Origin of the sequence: Gulosibacter molinativorax (assembly GCF_003010915.2) — a bacterium.
GTDB classification, from domain to species: Bacteria; Actinomycetota; Actinomycetes; order Actinomycetales; family Microbacteriaceae; genus Gulosibacter; species Gulosibacter molinativorax.
Window position 1 is genome coordinate 1,565,118 of record NZ_CP028426.1, and the last position, 17,303, is coordinate 1,582,420.

Here is a 17,303-nt window from a genome sequence, read left to right on the forward strand (position 1 = left end):
AATGAGTGATTCCACCGAGCCCCGTGCGAGCGACTTCGTCCAGTCGCTCGCACGGGGCTTCGCCGTCATCCGCGCATTCGACGCCGAGCATCCAGCCCTTAACCTCAGCGAGGTGGCCAAGCGCGCCGAAATTTCCCCCGCATCCGCCCGGCGTTTCCTCTACACGCTCGAGCAGATGGGATACGTCCGCGCCGACGGCCGGCAGTTCACGCTCGCCCCGCGCGTGCTTGAGCTCGGGTTCAGCTATCTCTCGGCGCTGAGCCTGCCCGAGGTCATGCAGCCGCACCTCGAGCGCCTCTCGCGCGCGGTCGGCGAATCGGTCTCCGGCGCGGTGCTCACCGACGGCGACATCGTCTATATCGCGCGCGTCCCCACACGCCGCATCATGTCGATCGGCATCACGATCGGCACGAGCTTCCCCGCGCACGCGACGAGCATGGGTCGCGTGCTGCTCGCTTCGCTCGACGAGCAGGATGCGCGGGCCCGGGTCGGCGAGGGCCCGTTACGTTCGTTCACCAACGACACGGTGACCGAAGTGGATGCGCTGCTCACGCAGCTCGCACAGGTCCGGCAGCAGGGCTGGGCGATCGTCGACGGCGAGCTCGAGACGGAGCTTAGATCGCTCGCGGTACCCGTCAACGACAAGGACGGCACGGTCGCCGCCGCGATTAACATCTCGACCACGGTCACCCGCCACTCGGTCGAGCGGATGCGCGAGGTGCTCCTCCCCCAGGCGCTCGACACCGCGCGCGACATCGAGGCCGAACTCAAGCTGCTGTAGCTGGGCGGTATCGATCACGGCGGGAGCGATCCCGGCTACGCGGTCACCGCCTCGAAGGTCATCGCGAAGCCGAAGACTCGGCCCTGGGATTCGATATGTCCCAGCCGGGACTCTCTACGCTGGAAGCATGATTGCTGCCAGCACCGACCAGCCCCGCCGCGCATGAACCGCCTCCAGCAGTTCGTGCTGAGCCTGTTCGCCGCGCCCCGGCTCAACATGCGCGAGGACTACGGCAAGGTGCGCCGCGCCCAGCGCTGGGTCGCCTCAATCTCGATGCCGTGGCGCCGCACCCCGTACCGGCAGACCTTGGTTCGGCTCGGCGACCGCTCGATCTCGGTGCGGGTCTTCCAGCCGCAGCAGCGCACCCGCGACGACGTCCTCGTCTTCTTCCACGGCGGCGGCTGGGTCACGGGCGACATCGAGACCTACACGCCCGCGTGCGCGAACATGGCCGAGCTCACCGGATGCGCGGTCGCATCGGTGAACTACCGGCTCGCCCCGGAGCATCCATTCCCCGCCGGACTCAACGACTGTTACGGCGTCGCACAGCAGGTCCTCGCGAACCCCCTCGCGGCCGGTATCGATCGCGCCGAAAACATCGTGCTCATCGGCGACTCGGCCGGCGGCAACTTGGCCGCGGCAACCTCGCTGCTGCTCAAGGAGCGGGGGCAACGGGCATTCAGCCGACAGATCCTCCTCTACCCGGTCACGCACTGGGATCACGATCCGGAGACCTCGCCGTTCGACTCCGTCCGCGAATACGGTGAGGGGCTGCGGCTGACCAATACCGAGATCGACGACTACTTCGACCTCTACGTTCCCGAACCGATGGAGCAGCGCGGGCCGCTCGTCTCGCCGCTCATGGCCGATGACCTGAGCGGCCAACCCACCACGCTCATCCTCACCGCCGAGCAGGACCTACTGCGCGACGAGGGTGAAGCATACGGGCAGGCCATCGCGGCGGCCGACGGCACCGCGGAAGTGCACCGCATCCCGTCGGCCCTCCACGGATTCATCCAGCTGCCGAAGTTCTCGAAGCCGATGCGCGAGGCCTACGAGCACATCAACGCATTCTTGGATGCGCATCCCGCACCGAAAGTCGGGGCATGACGCGGGAAACCCCGACCCGCGACACCTGGGTGCGCCTCGATAACGCATCCAATATCTTCCTGGCCGCGCGGACCGAATCCGACCCGAAGGTCTTCCGGGTCGTAGCCGAGACCGATCATGAGGTCGACCCGCTGATCCTCCAGGATGCGCTCGACCACACTTACGACCGCTACCCGCTCTATCACGCGGTGCTTCGGCGCGGTATTTTTTGGTATTACCTGCAGGACAGCGACCTGCGCCCCGCCGTCTCCCCCGAGAATCAGCACACTTGCGCGCCGATCTATCAGTCCGATCGGCGAAACCTGCTCTTTCGCGTCGTCTATCACCGGCGGCGCATCACGCTCGAGATCTTCCACGCGCTGTCCGATGGCACCGGCGCGCTCTGGTTCCTCACCGATCTCGTGGGCGCGTACATCCGGTTGCGCGAGGCTGGCGAGCAACAGGATGCGCCGACCCAGGTCGATCTCCCGAGCGCGCATCCGACCGACGACGTCGCCGATGCCGCGCTCGGCCTGGTGCCCGACAGCTTCGCGCACTACTTTCGCCGCCGAAATCGCGGCGAGGCGATTCCGGATGAGGTTGAGGCGGCGCGAGAACTCGGCGCCTCGCGGCCGGAAGCTGCCGAGCCACGGCTGCCCGGCGAGCGGCCCGCGGGGCTCGGCAGGCTCCTGCGTCCCCTCGAAAAGCGGGTGTATCGCGTTCAAGGCACGCGCACGCCCGATAACCGCACGCGCGCCGTCGAGCTGACGATGCCCGCGAGCGAGGTGCTCGCCCTCGCCCGAGCCGAGGGCGTCGCTGTCACGATGTACCTGACCGCGATGTTTTTCGAGGCCATCCGCCGATCCGCGGGCGACCTCGGCACCGCCCGGACGCTCTCGGCCTCGGTGCCGGTGAATCTCCGGCAGTTCTTCCCCTCGATGTCACCGCGGAACTTCTTCGCGACGGTTCGCGTCGAGCACACGTACGGCGAAGGCACGGATGATCTCGGCTCGATCAGCAGGGCGCTCGAGGCACAGTTCCGGCCGCTCGCGAGCGCGCCATCACTCGCCCGGAAGCTCGGCCGACTGATCAAGCTCGAGACCATGCCGCTGTTGCGGATCATCCCGCGGCCGCTGAAGGACAGCATCCTGCGGCTCATGAATTGGGGCAACAACCGCGGCCTCACCGTCGCGGTGTCAAACCTCGGACGGGTCGTGTTGCCGGAGCCAGCCGAGTCGCGGGTCGGCCGGATGCTGTTCCACGTGTCCGCTGCCCGCCCGCAGTTTTGCGCGATGAGTCACGGTGGGCTCCTCACTGTGAGCTTCACGTCACCCTTCAGCGAGACCGGACACATCCGGGAGTTCGCACGGCAGCTCACCGAGCGTGGGGTTGACGTTTCCGTCGCTGCGGCGCGGGTGACCGAGGCTGAGCTCACCGAGGCCGCACTCGCGGGGGCCGCCTAATGGCACGGTGCGAGGCCTGCAACGTCGAGATCGAGGGCAGCTGGGCGCACTGCCCGCTCTGCGGCAACGTGGTGACGGGCTCCCCCGCACCGAGCCCGCTCCCCGCGATTCCCCTGAGCTTCTCGCGCCGACGCATCCTGCGCGCGCTCTTTCTCATTTCGCTCGCGATCATCCTCGCGTCGTTCGCCGCGCAGCTGTTCTTCAGCCACGAGTTCGCCAACATCGGCGTGGCTCGTTCCATCTGGCTCGGCCTCACCGCGCTGTGGCTCGTGGTGCTCACGGCGGCGCGCAAGCGTCGCAATCTCGCGAAAAGCACCGTGTACCTCGTGATCCTCGTCAGCCTGATCTGCGTCTACTGGGACTTCCTCACCGGCTGGCACGGCTGGGCGCTGACCTACACCGTGCCGATCCTCTGCGCGTCCGCGATCGTGGCGCTGCTCGTCACGGTGCGGCTCATGCGCATCGAGTCGGGCGAGCACATCGTCTACTCGGGGCTCACCGTCCTGCTCGGCCTGCTTCCAATCGGCTTCGTCGCCTTTGGCTGGGTCACAACGCCCTGGCCCTCGATTATCTGCGGCGCGCTCAGCCTCGTTGCGCTCGTGATCATCCAGGTATTCGGCGGGCGGGCGGTGCGCCGCGAGCTCGGCAAACGGCTGCACCTCTAGCGGCAAGCGTTATTCGTCCTGCGCTACTCGTCCTGTTCAGGCGGCACCGGAATGGCGCCCAGGACGGCGACCATGAAGTCATCGGCGGGTGGATGCAGCTGCCACGTCGAGTAGTGCTGCTCGAGTTCGAGCCCGGCGCGGTACGCATCCGCCGCGAAATCGACGAACTCGTAGCCGCGGCCGGCACCGAAGCCGACGACGAGGCGACCGAACGGGGCGAGGTGGCCGCGCATCCGCTGCAGGGCCGGGAGCCGTTCGCTCTCCGCGAGGAAGGTCAGGACGTTACCCGCGCTGACAATGATGTCGAACTCGCGCAGGTCGCCGGTCTCGTCGTCGAGCGCGAGCCGGGCGAGGTTGCCCACCTCCCACTCAGCCTGCGGGTGGTCCTCGCGCGCCACCGAGATCAGGTGCTCGTCGAGGTCCACGCCGACGACCTGATGCCCGCGCTCGGCGAGCCAGCCGCCGATGCGTCCGGTGCCGCATCCGGCATCCAGGATGCGGCTGCCGCGGTCGGCCATCGCGTCAATGAGGCGCGCCTCGCCGTAGATATCGCGCCCCTGCGCCTCGAAGTTGCGCCAGCGCTGGGCGTAGTTCTTCGCGTGGTCGGGGTTATTGCGAACGGCGGCGAGCCACACGTTTTCCTGCGGTGCTGGAGTGGTCATCCGACCAGTATCGCAGTTCGGCGCGTCAGTTTTCGAAGCTCGGATCGGGATCGGTGATGTCGAGCCGCACCGCGCCGAAGTGGTCGAGCAGATCGCTGCCATTGAGGTAGAACGCCACCGAGTGCGCCCCGCCGCCGATCGAGATCGGGCCTTCCGGGATGCGCTCATCGGCGATGATCGGCAGCGCCGACTTCGTGCCGAACGGGGTGATCGTGCCGCGTGCGAAGCCGGTTATCTCCTCCGCCTCGCCCTGCGGCGGCATCGCCGCCTTGTTGACGCTGAGGAGCTTTCGCAGCTTCGCCCACGCGATCACGCGATCGCCGGGCACGAGTACGACCGAGTACACGCCCCGCGAGTCCTTAATCACCATCGACTTGATGAGCTCGCGCGGGGTGATGCCACGCTGTTCGGCCGCCTCGCGCAGCGAGCTCGCGCGGCCGTGTTCGCGGATGCTGTGCGGGAGCCCCGAGGCCTGGATCGCTGCGACTGCCGGATTGTTATTTGGATCGAGGTCTGGGTTCGTGCTCATTGCTGGATGTAACTCCCCTGGTCGGCAGGATATTCCGCGGTTCTCGGACAGCTTTTCGTTGCCGCGTGTTTGGTCAGATGCAGAAAATGACCCTATGTCCCCGCCTGAGCGGACATAGGGTCATTTCTCGCATTTCTAGCAACCGGTCTTTTCGATACGGCGGGCTCCGCCCGCCTACTCAAAGACCTTGGTGGATTACTCGGCGCTGCGGCGGCGGAGAGTCAGTACGGTTCCGCCAGCGATCGCCGCGGCTGCGACGAGCCCGCCGATCAGCAGGAGCGAACCGTTCGCACCGGTCTGTGCCAGACCATCCTCCGACTTGCCAGCCTCAGACTTGCCGTCTTCATCCGACGCACCCGAAGTCGGACCAGCAGTCTCGGTCGGCGCAGCAGTCTCGGTCGGACCAGCGGTCTCGGTCGGACCAGCAGTCTCGGTCGGTGCCGGGGTCTCGCCAGCCAGGTCGAAGACATCCTTCGCGTCACCGAGACGCAGGAACACGGTCTCACCGGTAGCGTCGTCGAGGCCGTCGTTGTCGGTCACTGCGTAGAGCTGACCGTCAGCAGCGATGGTGAACCCTTCGAGCTTCTCCTGCGTCCAACCGTGGGTCGCCTGCAGCTCGGGCAGGACGTCGATCGCGAGTTCCTTCTCAACCGGGATGACCTCGCCCGCGGCGGCCTCGATGGTCGCGGCATCGGGGATGGTCACGCTGTAGATGCGCTTGATGGCTGCGTTCGGACCGTTCAGCTTGTCGCGCTCGATCACCGCGAGGGTGTTCTCGTCAACGACGGTGACCTCCGAAAGGCCCATCCAGTCGCCAGCAACGTCGGTGGACTCGAGCTCGTAGCCGAACCAAGCCCACTCGCCGGTTTCGACGTTGAGCTGACCAATGCGGGTGGTGTTCGCGCCCTCGAGTGCTTCGAGCGGCTTGGCGTCGGGGTCGACCCACAGCGGACGCTGGATCGCGACGTAGACGATCTCGTTGCCCGAAGCATCCTTCGTCGCCGAGATACCCTCGAGGCCCCACTTGCCGATGTGTGCGGAGACGTCCTCCGGCAGCGCGGTCTCCGAGACGACGTTGTAGTCGGCGTCGACCTCGACGAGGAGGTTTTCGGCGCCAGTCGCACCCTCAGATGCGAGCCAGTAGCCGCCGTCTTCGCGGGCGTAGATGCCCTCGATGTCGTAGCTGGTGACGACGCCGTCCTTCAGCACCGGGTTCGACGCGGTGATCATGGCCGGGGCCGACGAGACGTCGATCGTATAGATGCTGTTCTCGACGAGCGCAGCGTCGGTCGCGGAGTACAGGATGCTCGCATCGGCCGGGTCCGCCGTGAGGGCTCCCAGCGCGCTCCAGCCGATGGGCATGCCGTCGACCGCGTCCGAGATGATGCTCGGCTGGGCGGGCTGCTCGCTACCGAGCTGGAAGATGTTGATCGCCGAGCGAACGCCGGCATCCGCCTCGTCAACCTCGCTCGAGACCAGCAGCAGGCCACGCTCGGTGACGGGGAGGACGCCCTCGGGACCGTTGGTGGTGAAGAGCACCTGCACGAATGCGGGGTTCGAGGGGTCGGTGAGGTCGTAGACTGCGACGAAGTTCGAGCGCTCCGACGCGATGAAGGCGTAGTTCACGCCGTCGAATTCGGCGACCGCGAGGCCCTCGGGCTCCGGGCCCTTGTTGTCGGCACGGTTACTGTTGTGCAGGCCGTGCTGGATTGCGAGGTTCTCGAAGCTGTTACCCGCGTCCCAGACGATTTCGCCCGAGGCCGAGAAGATGGTCCAGCCGCGAGAGCCGCCCTTCCAGTCACCCTCGTTCGCCGTCGCGAGCGTGTTGTTGTCGACCCAGCCGATTGCATCCGGCTCACGCGGGACGGTGACTGACGCGGTCGGGTTGATGATCGAGTCGTCCTCGACGTCAACGTTGTCGACCGTCGTGGTGCCGGTGCTCCACGCGTCGGTGATCTCGCGCGTAGCGAGGTCGATGATCGCGACGCCGTTGTTCTCCTGGAGCGTCACGGCCGCGACGTTGTTGTCGTTGATCGTGATGTACTCGGGCTCCGGGTCTTCGGGGGTGTCGAACCCTGCATCCGCGACGACCGGCAGCGGGGCGCCGGTGCCGTCAACGAAGTCGATGCTCTCGGCGGTCCACATACCCGGGTCACCGGCGAGGTCAATCACCGACACGAAGCCGGCCGGCAGCTGCGGCAGGCCGCCGTCGCCGAGTTCCTCGTCACGCTGGTTCTCGATCGCGATGGCCGCATACTGACCGTCGGCCGAGATGTCGATCGAGTCCGGCTGACCGCCGAGGTCGATGGATGCGACACGCTCGCGGTCGCTCAGGCGCAGCACGTCGACGCGGCCCTTGGGCTCGGTGAAGTTGCCACCGGTCTCGTCAATGACGACGAGCACGTAGTCGCCGTATGCGGCAACCGAGGTCGGCTGGTCGTCCGCGTTGCCGAGGGTCGTCAGCGAGACGGTGCCGAGGCCATTCGGGGCCGACGGGTCGGTGACGTCGACGAAGCCGATGCGCTGACCAGCGGCATCCGTGTAAATCATCGTGTTGCCGTCAGGCGTTATGGTCGAGATTTCGGCGACGGTCTCGGCGAGCGGGTCGACGCCCTCCGGCACGTTCTGGTACACGGGGTAGGTCGCGGTGCGATCAAAGAATGAGTTCGAGTCTGCGGTGGCGGGCCCGGCGGCCACGACACAGCTGAGGGCAAGGCCCGTGGCTGCAAGTGTGGCGACCGGAGCAAAACGACGAGTGCGCATTGTGCTCCTGGGTGAGGGAAACGGGAACCGTTCGTGGTCCGGCCCACAGAGTGCTTGGCGGAAGTTAACAATTGACGCCCAGGAAGTTAACGAAACGTCGTCTGACGGCGCAAAAAAAGTGCCCCCGCGGCTCGCAAATTGCGAGCCGCGGGGGCACTAGTCGGGTAGCCGAGCGCTACAGGACCTTCGAGAGGAAGTCCTGCGTGCGCGATTCCTTGGGGTGGTCGAAGAGGTCGGCAGGTGCCGACGACTCGACGACCTTGCCGCCATCCATGAACACAACGCGGTCGGCGACCTCGCGAGCGAAGCCCATCTCGTGGGTCACGAGCGCCATCGTCATGCCGGATGCGGCAAGGTCACGAATAACCTGCAGCACCTCGCCGACCATCTCGGGGTCGAGCGCCGAGGTCGCCTCGTCGAACAGCATGATCTCCGGGCTCATCGCGAGCGCGCGCGCAATCGCGACACGCTGCTTCTGACCACCGGACAGCTGCGCGGGGCGCTGTTCCTTCTTGTCCCCCAGACCTACCCGGTCGAGGAGCTCCGCGGCGCGCTTGCGCGCATCCGCCTTGCCCAGCTTGCCGGTCTCAACGGGCGCGAGTGCCACGTTCTCGAGCGCGGTCATGTGCGGGAAGAGGTTGAAGTGCTGGAACACCATGCCCACGCGCTGGCGCACCTGGTCGAGTTCCTTGCCCTTCGCGGTGGCGATGTTCTCGCCGAGGATGATCACCTCGCCGCTGGTCACATCCTCGAGCCGGTTAAGGCAACGCAGGAGCGTCGACTTTCCGGAACCCGAGGGGCCGATGATCGCGATCACCTCGCCGTTCTTGACCTTGAGGTCGATCCCCTTGAGCACCTCGTTGCTGCCGAAGCTCTTGTGGAGGTCGTTGACGATGATCGGGTCTTCGTCGCCCACGGTAATGGGCTGGGTGTACACAGGTTCACTGTTCGTCATGAGAATCCCTACTTATTGAACTTGCGGTCGAAATAGTTGGACAGCAGCGTCAGCAGCCAGATCACGATGAAGTAGATCGCACCAACCACGAGCCAGATCTCGAACGAGCGGAACGTGGAGGCGATGACGATGCGGCCCTGGTAGGTGAGCTCGGCGAAACCGAGGACCGACAGGAGCGACGTGTCCTTCAGGGTGATGATGAGCTGGTTGATGAGGTTCGGCGTCATGATCTTGAATGCCTGCGGCATCACGACCTTGCGCATCGACGAACCCCAGCCCATACCGAGCGAGCGTGAGGCTTCCATCTGTCCCGCATCCACCGACTGCACGCCACCGCGAACGATCTCGGTGATGTACGCACCGGCGTTGAGTGACAGCGTGATCACACCGGCCGTCAGCGCATCGAGCGGCTGCCCGGTAATCGCTGGCACACCGAAGTAGAAGAAGAACGCCTGCACCAGGACCGGGGTACCGCGGAAGATGTTGACGTAGGCGCCCGCGAGTCCGCGCAGGAACCAGTTGCCCGAGAGCTTCAGGATGCCGAAGAGGATACCCAGGATCATCGCGAAGATGAGCGAGAGCAGGGTCGCAACCAGCGTCAGCCCGAGACCGTACATCAGCGACGGGAAAGCGTTCGCTACGAGGGCAAAGAACGACGTGCCGCCGGATTCCTGGCTGTCGACCGCGAGGTAGCGGTCAACGATCTGCTGGTAGGCGCCCGAATCCTGCGCATTCTTGAGGCCCTCGTTGAACATCGCGAGGAGCTCGGCGTTTTCGCCCTTGTTCACGGCAAAGCCGTACTCCGAGCCGGGCTCGGGGTCGGTCACCAGCTTAAGCGGAACGTTGCCGGACGCGATGCCGTACTGCAGCACCGGCGAGTCTTCGAACGTCGCGGCCGAGTTGCCCGCCGCGACGTCGTTGTACATGTCGGCCGAGTCCTGGAACGCGTTGATCTCGAAGCCGTATTCCTCCGAGAGTGCCTGCGCGAAGTCGTAGCCGGTCGTTCCGGTCTTCACCGCGACCGTCAGCCCCGCGAGGTCCTCGTAGGAGGTGATGTCGCTATTCTCCGCGACGGCCATCTGCGTGCCCGATTCGAAGTACGGGTTCGAATAATCGAAGACTTGCTTGCGCTCGTCGGTAATACCCATACCGGCGATGACGCCGTCGGCCTGGCCAGACTGAACCGCCTGCAGCGCCGCGTCGAATCCGAGCGACTGAATCTCAATCTCGAAGCCCTGGTTCGCGGCGATCGCGCGGATCAGGTCCATGTCGATGCCGACGTTCTGGCCGCCCTCCTGGAAGACGAATGGTGCGAACGTGGTGTCGGTCGCGATGATGAACGAGCCGTTTTCGACGGGCGTGTCGGTCGCGAAGTTCGGGTTCTCGGGCAGGTCGCCCGGGTTACCGGGGTCAAGCTGTTCGTTACCGAGGGCCGCCTGACCGTTGCCGATCGTTTTGGCGTCCGGCGCATCCCCACCGAGGTAGTCGTCGAGAATGGCCTGGTAGGTGCCGTCCTCGATGAGGTTCTTGAGGCCCTCATTGAACGCCTCGCGAAGCTCGAGGTTCTCGCCCTTCTTGACGCCCATGCCGTAGCTCGACGCCTTCTCCTGCGGAGTGACGATCTGGAGGTCTACGTTGCCGGTGTTGATGCCGTAAGCAAGAATCGGGTAGTCATCGAACACGGCGACGGAACCACCCGACGTGACGTCGCTGTACGCGTCCGACGCATCCTGGAAACCGGTGACCGTGAAGCCGATCTCTTGGCCAAGCGTCTCGGCGTAGGCGTAGCCCTCGGTGCCCGTCTTCGCGGAGACGGTCTTCCCCGCGAGGTCCTCATATGACTTGGTCTCGTTGTCCTTCGTCGACACGGCCATCTGGATACCCGAGTCGAAGTAGGGGTTCGAGAAGTCGAAGATTTCTTTTCGTTCGTCGGTGATCGACATGCCGGCCATGACCGCGTCGGCCTGGCCCGCCTGCACTGCGGCGAGCGCGCCATCGAAGCCAAGGACGTCGATCTCGACGTTGAAGCCTTGGTTCTCGGCGACCGCATTAATCAGGTCAATGTCGATACCGCGCAGTTCACCGTCGCGTTCGAATTCGAACGGCGCCCAGGTCGTGTCGGTTGCGATTGTGAAGGTTTGCCCCTCGACCGCGTTTTGCGAGGCCGGAGACTCACCTGTCGCTGCTTTTGCCATCGAGCTTGCGCCACCAACGGTGAGCAGCAGGATGAGTAAGACGGCGATGCTTGGCAGAATTGTGCCGCGGTTAGCCCGCCACCAATTCGCAGATTGCGTTATATATGCCATTTGATTCCTCTAGTCGTCAGTGACTTCTTTCGGCGTGCAGCTGGGGCACAGACCTCCAACCTACGCGTTCACTGACAATTTCCCGGGGATTTGTCACGAGGGCGCGCAAATTCCCACGCAAATCGTTACTTGGCTAGTTCAGATTGTGAGGTCGGCGGGCGGGAACTCACATGTCGCACGAAGTTCGAAAGTTCTTCACTTTCCCGCACGAAATCCGCATCTGATCGGGCATACCCTCAGATCGTCTCGCGTGATTTCGGTACTAAGTTCACACGCTTGACTTCAATAGGAGTAGATATGAATGCCGTTGACCAGGTTCTAGCAAATCTCGACGACGTGAACTCTTGGCAAGAAGAGCTCTACGTCGCGCTCCACCAGAATCCCGAGCTGTCCATGCAGGAATCGGAAACCGCCGAGGAGATCGCCCGGCGCCTCGAGTCCTTCGGCTACGAGGTTCAGCGCATTGGCGGTGGCGTCGTCGGCCGTCTGCGCAATGGTGAGGGCCCCACCGTCTTGTTCCGCGCCGACATCGACGCACTCCCCGTTGCGGAAGCATCCGGACTGCCGTATGCATCCACGAAGACGATGGTTGACCGCGACGGCGTGACCCAGCCCGTCATGCACGCGTGCGGGCACGACCACCACATCACGGCGGGGCTCGGAGCCGCAGCCCTCCTCGCGCAGTCGCAGGATGCGTGGGCCGGCACCTATATCGCGCTCTTTCAGCCGGGCGAAGAGACTGCCGAGGGCGCGCGCTCGATGGTGAAGGATGGGCTAGTCGAGAAGGTCGGCCCGATCGACGTCGCGTTGGGGCAGCACGTGCTCACCTCCCCCGCGGCGGGCCAGGTCGCGACCCACTCGGGACCGACCCTCTCCGCTGCTGCGTCGCTGCGCATCCACATCGTCGGCAAAGGCTCGCACGGTTCGATGCCACACCTCGGCATTGATCCGGTGCTCATGGCCGCGTCGATCGTCGTGCGACTGCAGGGTATCGTCGCGCGAGAGATCAACCCGAACGACTTCGCCGTCGTCACTGTCGGCTCGATCAAGTCGGGCACGAAGGCAAACGTCATCCCCGGCGACGCCACGATGCTCCTCAATATCCGCGCCTACAGCGAAGACATCAAGGCGAAGCTCATCGATTCGATCACGCGCATCGCGCGCGCCGAGTGCGAGGCTTCGGGTGCCCCGGAAGCGCCCACCATCGAGGTGTTCGACGAGTACCCGCTCACCGATAACGATGCCGGCGCGACCTCGAAGGTCACGGCCGCCTTCACCTCGCACTTCGGCGAAGACCGTGTCCAGCCGCTCGGTCGCGTCACCGCATCCGAAGACTTTTCGGTGATCCCCGACGCCTTTGGCGTGCCCTACAGCTACTGGGGCTTCGGCGGCTTCACGCCCGACCAGGTAGCGCTCCCGAACCACAACCCCGGGTTCGCTCCCGCGATGCAACCAACCCTTCGCACCGGTACCGAAGCGGCAGTTACCGCCATTCTCGCCTTCCTTGGAAAGGGCAACTAAGCATGTCGAACACCACCGACCTCGAAGAACCAACCCCCGCTTCGGGAGAACCAAACGAGCCGATAACCGCCCTCGCGAAAACGGGCTACACCGGCACCGAGAAACTCCTATGGGGTATCGTCCTCGCGGTCGTCACGTTCTGGCTCTTCGCGGGCACGGCTGGCAGCGTCGCCCCCGAGATCATGAACGAGATCAACGCGGGACAAACCTCGCCGCTCATTGATGCCTCGTCGATGAACCTCGCCGTGTCGATCACCGCCCTGTTCTCGGGCCTGTTCATCGTCTTCTTCGGTGGCCTCGCCGACCGCTTCGGACGCGTTCGCCTCGCGCTCATCGGTATCGTGCTCGGCATCATCGGCTCGGCACTCCTCGTGTTCGCGACCGGACCCGCAGCCCTAGCGTTGTTGCTCGCCGGCCGCGCCATTCAGGGGCTTTCTGCCGCGTGCGTCATGCCGTCAACGATGGCGCTGGTGAAGTCGTACTGGGACGGGCCGGCACGCCAGCGCGCGGTCTCGATGTGGTCGATCGGCTCCTGGGGCGGTTCCGGGCTCTCCGCCGTTTTCGGCGGTACCGTGGTGCAGTTCGTGGGCTGGCGAGGAATCTTCGTTGCCTCAATCGTGATCTCGGTCATCGCGTTCTTCATGATTCTCGGCACGCCGGAAGACAAGGCGGCGACGCAAACGAAGCACCGCTTCGACGTCATTGGCTTGCTGCTGTTTGTAGTCGGCACGCTCGGCCTGATGATCGTGCTGCTGTTCGGTTCCTCGCTCGGTTGGCTCTCCATTCCAGTGATCACGTCAGCGGTGATCGCGGTAATCGCGTATGTCATCTTCGTTGTGTGGGAGCGCAGGCAGGCCAACCCATTCATCGACTTCACACTCTTCTCGAACACGACGTTCACCGGCGCGACAATCTCCAACTTCTTGTTGAACGGCACGATCGGCATGCTCATGGTCTCGCAGCAGCTCATCCAGCTCGCGGCGCAAAAGCCGGATGGCACCAACTACACCGCGTTCGAGGCGGGGCTGCTGACAATTGGCTATGCCGTATTCATCATCGCCTTTATCCGAGTCGGCGAGCGGCTGCTGCAGCGGTTCGGCCCACGCAAGCCGATGCTGTGGGGCACGCTGATCGTTTCAGTCGCCGCGATCCTACTGATGGCAACGAACCTGCTCGTGAGCCAGTACTTCGTCTTGGCGGTCATCGCGTACTGCCTCTTTGGCCTCGGCCTCGCGTTCTACGCGACCCCCTCGACGGATGCGGCGCTCTCGAACCTCCCCGCGGACCAGTCTGGTGCAGGATCGGGTATCTACAAGATGGCATCCTCGCTCGGCAGCGCGATCGGCGCCGCCGTGTCGCTCGCGGTGTTCTCGGGTCTCGCAGGTGGCGGAGCGAGTGTGCTCGGAAATGTCATTCAGATGGAGGGCCGCACGGACAATGTGTCGCTTCGCCTCGCCGGGATGATGGGCATCGGCGTAAGCCTCGTGTTCTGTCTTCTTGCCTTGGTCTCGATCGTGACGACCGTCCCGAAGGGTGGTGGTTCGCGCGAACTCGGCAAGTCTGCCGAATCACCGGCCCCGGAGCCGCACGCGACGCTGGATGAGGAGAAGCAGTCGATCCTCGATCGCCTCGCGGATCTACCCCTTGATGAGCTTCGTCAGCTCGAGAAGCAGCACCTTGTCAATGAGCTGGCGGATCTGCCGCCCGAGGTGCTCAAGGACATCGTGGCGAAGCGTCACGACTGACGCGGTCTCCCGAAAAGCACGATGCGGGTACCCGGCCAGACCGGGTACCCGCATCGTGCTTTGGATGCTGTGGTTACGGGCGCAGCGCGCGGCTCGGCACGCGCAGCGCCGCGGTCGCAAGGTCCTCGCGGTGCACGCCCTTCGTGTGGTCGAAGTGGGGGTCCTCACGCAGCTGCTTGATCAGCGAGTAACCGAGCAGCGCGACGATCACCGTGAACGGCAGGGCCGAGAGCATCGCCGCCTGCTGTAGTGCCGCGAGACCGCCGACTACGAGCAGCAGCGCCGCGCAGACACCGGTCAGCACGCCCCAGATCGACAGCACCGTTCGGGTCGGGTTGAGCGTGCCTCGCGTCGAGAGCATTCCGAGCACGAACGTGTTCGCATCGGCGCCCGAGACGAAGAACAACACGACCAGGATGACCGCAATGACCGAAGTGATCTCGACCAGCGGGAGCTGCGCCAGCATCTCAAAGAACGCCGAGTTGATATCGTTCGCGGCCGCCGCACCAATGTTGCTGACGCCCGCCATGTCGAGGCGGATGGCGGTGCCGCCGAAGATCGTGAACCACAGGAAGAACACGATGCTCGGAACGACCATGACGCCGAGCACGAACTCACGGATCGTGCGACCGCGCGAGATCTTCGCGAGGAAGACGCCGACGAAGGCGCCCCAGCTCAGCCACCAGGCCATCATGAAGTAGGTCCACCACTGCATCCACTGGCTGCCCTCATCGGTCAGCGGCGTGATGAGGCTCACCTGCAGGAAGTCGCTCGAGTACTGGCCGATCGAACGCACGAAGAGGTTCGTGATGAAGTTCGACGGGCCGGTAAAGAAGACGTAGATGCCGATACCGATCGACAGCAGCATCGTGAACTGGCTGATGTACTTGATACCGCGGTTCACGCCCGAGAGCGCCGACAGGGTGAAGAGCACCGTGATGACCGCGATAATGACGATCTGCACGAAGAGATCGGTCGGGATGCCCATGATGCGGTTGAGGCCCTCGGAGATCTGCGCGGCACCGAGGCCGAGCGAGGTCGTCGTGCCGAAGAGCGTCGCGATAATCGCGAACACGTCGATGAACTTGCCTACCCAGCCGTCAACGAGCTTGCCGAGCACCGGTCGGAGCATCGGCGAGATGAGGCCGGTGTTGCCCTTGCGGTGCGTCGAGTAGGCGATCGCGAGCCCGAAGACGCCGAAGATCGCCCACGCGTGGGGACCCCAGTCGAAGTACGAGAACTGCATCGCGCGAACCGCGGCTTCGACGGTGCCTGGCTCGGCGAGACCGTGCGGCGGCGCAAAGAAGTGCGTGATCGGCTCGGCCACACCGTAGCTGATGAGGCCGATGCCCATGACCGCCGAGACGATCATCGCGATCCAGGCCCAGGTCGAGTGCTCGGGGCGGTCGTCGTCGCTACCGAGGCGGATGCGTCCGAAGCGGCTCGCGGCGAGATAAATGAGCAGGACGATGCAGCCGAAGCCGACGAGCAGGTAGGCCCAGCCAACCGTCTCGGAGGCCCAGTTCATCGCCGACGTCATGGCTCCGCCGAGAGTCTCGGGCGACAACCCGGCCCACGCGACGAACGCGAGGATGAGCCCGATCGAGATGTAAAACACCGCGCCCGGGCGGTGGCGCAGTGAGTCGGCGAGCTGCTGGGCCTTGCTCGGCCCGCCTTCGCTGGTGAGGCCCGAAATGGCCATAGAGCCGAGCTCGGTGTCGGCGTCGTGGTGATTGTTTTGGGTCATGTTCCGCTCCACTTCATTGTGTTTTGCGAGATTTGGTCGCTAGAGCTCAGCGAGGCCGCGGCCGTCGTAGAACTTCGCAGCCTTGTAAATAATTGGGGCGTCATCGGTCGACTCCGCGTACTGCACGCGGCCGATGAAGATCGTGTGGGTCAAGGCCTGGAAACGTTCCTTGATTTCGACCTCGATTGAGGCCGACGAGCCATCGATGAGCGGGCTGCCGTTCGGGCCCTCGTGCCAGTCGATCTCCGCGAACTTGTCCGCCGACTTCGAGGCGAAGGTCCCGATTGTCTCGCGCTGCTCGCTCGAGAGCGCGTTGATGCCGATGTGTGAGGAGCGGAAGAGCGACGGGTACGTGGACGAAGTCTTCTGCACGCACACGAGCACGAGCGGCGGGTCAAGGGAGACCGAGGAGAACGCGCTGACCGCGAGCCCGCGGGGCTTGCCCTCTTCGTCAGTGGTAGTCACCACGGTGACGCCCGAGATGAACTGTTTGTTGAACGCTTTCAGCCCCTCGCGCGGCGGCAGCGCGTCGCCGATTGGAGTGACCGCGGGCGCCTCCTCGAATGCCGATGCGAGCGACGTGAGGCCGAGGTCGCGCAGCAGCGCGGAATCGTCCCAGGTCACTTCTTCTTCGGCGATCTTGCCGTCGCGGATGCGCGCAAAGTTCGAGCCGTGCGTCTGCAGCTTGGTGCCGGTCGGCGGCACATTGCCGAGCGGCTCGGTAAAGGTACCGTCAGTTCGCCAGAAGATGGCGAGCTCGTCATCGTTCGCCACGATGCGTTCGATCGTCGTGTGCATGTCCGGGAAAGCCGCGCGCATCTCGTCGATCTCATTGATGAAGTCGTCGAGATTCATGACTCGACCCGAGGATGCGCTGGTACGGCGGTAATCACTCGTCACCAGCTCTCGGAGGGCCGTGTACTTGCCCTCGTCCCAGGCCTTCGCCCATGCATGCCTAACAGCATCCTTGATGTCTTGTTGCATGCCAGTAAGCATATGTTCCTCCACTTGCATTCGTCAAATATCAGTCATATCTATGTAATCTACTGGAAACACTCGGGTCGATTGACACGATCT

13 protein-coding genes are annotated in these 17,303 nt (G+C 64.5%); 6 read left to right on the top strand and 7 right to left on the bottom strand.

Going from position 1 to position 17,303, the window contains the following annotated elements:
• Position 1 precedes the first annotated feature (1 nt).
• From GMOLON4_RS07415 to GMOLON4_RS07430, 4 genes are all read left to right on the top strand, one after another.
• Complete coding sequence (locus GMOLON4_RS07415; protein WP_026936280.1) at positions 2-781, top strand: IclR family transcriptional regulator domain-containing protein; 780 nt, start codon at positions 2-4, stop codon at positions 779-781.
• Between the two features lie 162 nt (positions 782-943).
• Entirely contained in the window at positions 944-1,891 is a 948-nt protein-coding gene (locus GMOLON4_RS07420) for an alpha/beta hydrolase (RefSeq protein WP_026936279.1), read from the top strand.
• A complete protein-coding gene (locus GMOLON4_RS07425; RefSeq protein WP_026936278.1) occupies positions 1,888-3,333 on the top strand; it encodes a hypothetical protein in 1,446 nt (481 codons plus the stop codon). Before GMOLON4_RS07420 ends, GMOLON4_RS07425 begins: the two co-directional genes overlap by 4 nt.
• On the top strand, positions 3,333-3,998 hold the full coding sequence (locus GMOLON4_RS07430) for a DUF6320 domain-containing protein (protein ID WP_026936277.1): 666 nt from the start codon (positions 3,333-3,335) through the stop codon (positions 3,996-3,998). The genes GMOLON4_RS07425 and GMOLON4_RS07430 overlap by 1 nt, the downstream gene beginning before the upstream one ends.
• Positions 3,999-4,021: 23 nt before the next feature.
• On the opposite strand, the gene GMOLON4_RS07435 is transcribed toward GMOLON4_RS07430, so the two are convergent.
• From GMOLON4_RS07435 to GMOLON4_RS07455, 5 genes are all read right to left on the bottom strand, one after another.
• Entirely contained in the window at positions 4,022-4,660 is a 639-nt protein-coding gene (locus tag GMOLON4_RS07435; RefSeq protein ID WP_051266392.1) for a class I SAM-dependent methyltransferase, read from the bottom strand.
• A 25-nt stretch (positions 4,661-4,685) separates the two neighbouring features.
• On the bottom strand, positions 4,686-5,189 hold the full coding sequence (locus GMOLON4_RS07440) for an aminoacyl-tRNA deacylase (protein WP_026936276.1): 504 nt from the start codon (positions 5,187-5,189) through the stop codon (positions 4,686-4,688).
• A 195-nt stretch (positions 5,190-5,384) separates the two neighbouring features.
• Positions 5,385-7,952: an esterase-like activity of phytase family protein gene (locus tag GMOLON4_RS07445; RefSeq protein ID WP_026936275.1), complete on the bottom strand. Its 2,568-nt coding sequence runs from the start codon at positions 7,950-7,952 to the stop codon at positions 5,385-5,387.
• Positions 7,953-8,127: 175 nt separating this feature from the next.
• The gene (locus GMOLON4_RS07450; RefSeq protein ID WP_051266389.1) at positions 8,128-8,907 is read right to left on the bottom strand and encodes an amino acid ABC transporter ATP-binding protein; all 780 of its coding nucleotides are present in this window, start codon (positions 8,905-8,907) and stop codon (positions 8,128-8,130) included.
• Positions 8,908-8,915: 8 nt separating this feature from the next.
• Positions 8,916-11,213 (bottom strand): ABC transporter substrate-binding protein/permease, encoded by a 2,298-nt coding sequence (locus tag GMOLON4_RS07455; RefSeq protein WP_051266387.1) that lies wholly within the window; start codon positions 11,211-11,213, stop codon positions 8,916-8,918.
• Positions 11,214-11,510: 297 nt separating this feature from the next.
• On the opposite strand from GMOLON4_RS07455, the gene GMOLON4_RS07460 reads away from it, so the two are divergent.
• Positions 11,511-12,734, top strand: coding sequence for an amidohydrolase (locus GMOLON4_RS07460; RefSeq protein ID WP_026936272.1), 1,224 nt, complete (start codon positions 11,511-11,513; stop codon positions 12,732-12,734).
• A gap of 2 nt (positions 12,735-12,736) precedes the next feature.
• A complete protein-coding gene (locus GMOLON4_RS07465) occupies positions 12,737-14,479 on the top strand; it encodes an MFS transporter (protein ID WP_084147366.1) in 1,743 nt (580 codons plus the stop codon).
• Between the two features lie 73 nt (positions 14,480-14,552).
• Here GMOLON4_RS07465 and GMOLON4_RS07470 read toward each other — a convergent pair whose 3' ends face one another.
• Positions 14,553-16,226: a BCCT family transporter gene (locus tag GMOLON4_RS07470; RefSeq protein ID WP_169516463.1), complete on the bottom strand. Its 1,674-nt coding sequence runs from the start codon at positions 16,224-16,226 to the stop codon at positions 14,553-14,555.
• Positions 16,227-16,265: 39 nt separating this feature from the next.
• Positions 16,266-17,210, bottom strand: a complete 945-nt coding sequence (locus tag GMOLON4_RS07475) for a flavin reductase (RefSeq protein WP_026936270.1) — start codon at positions 17,208-17,210, stop codon at positions 16,266-16,268.
• Between the last annotated feature and the right edge of the window lie 93 nt (positions 17,211-17,303).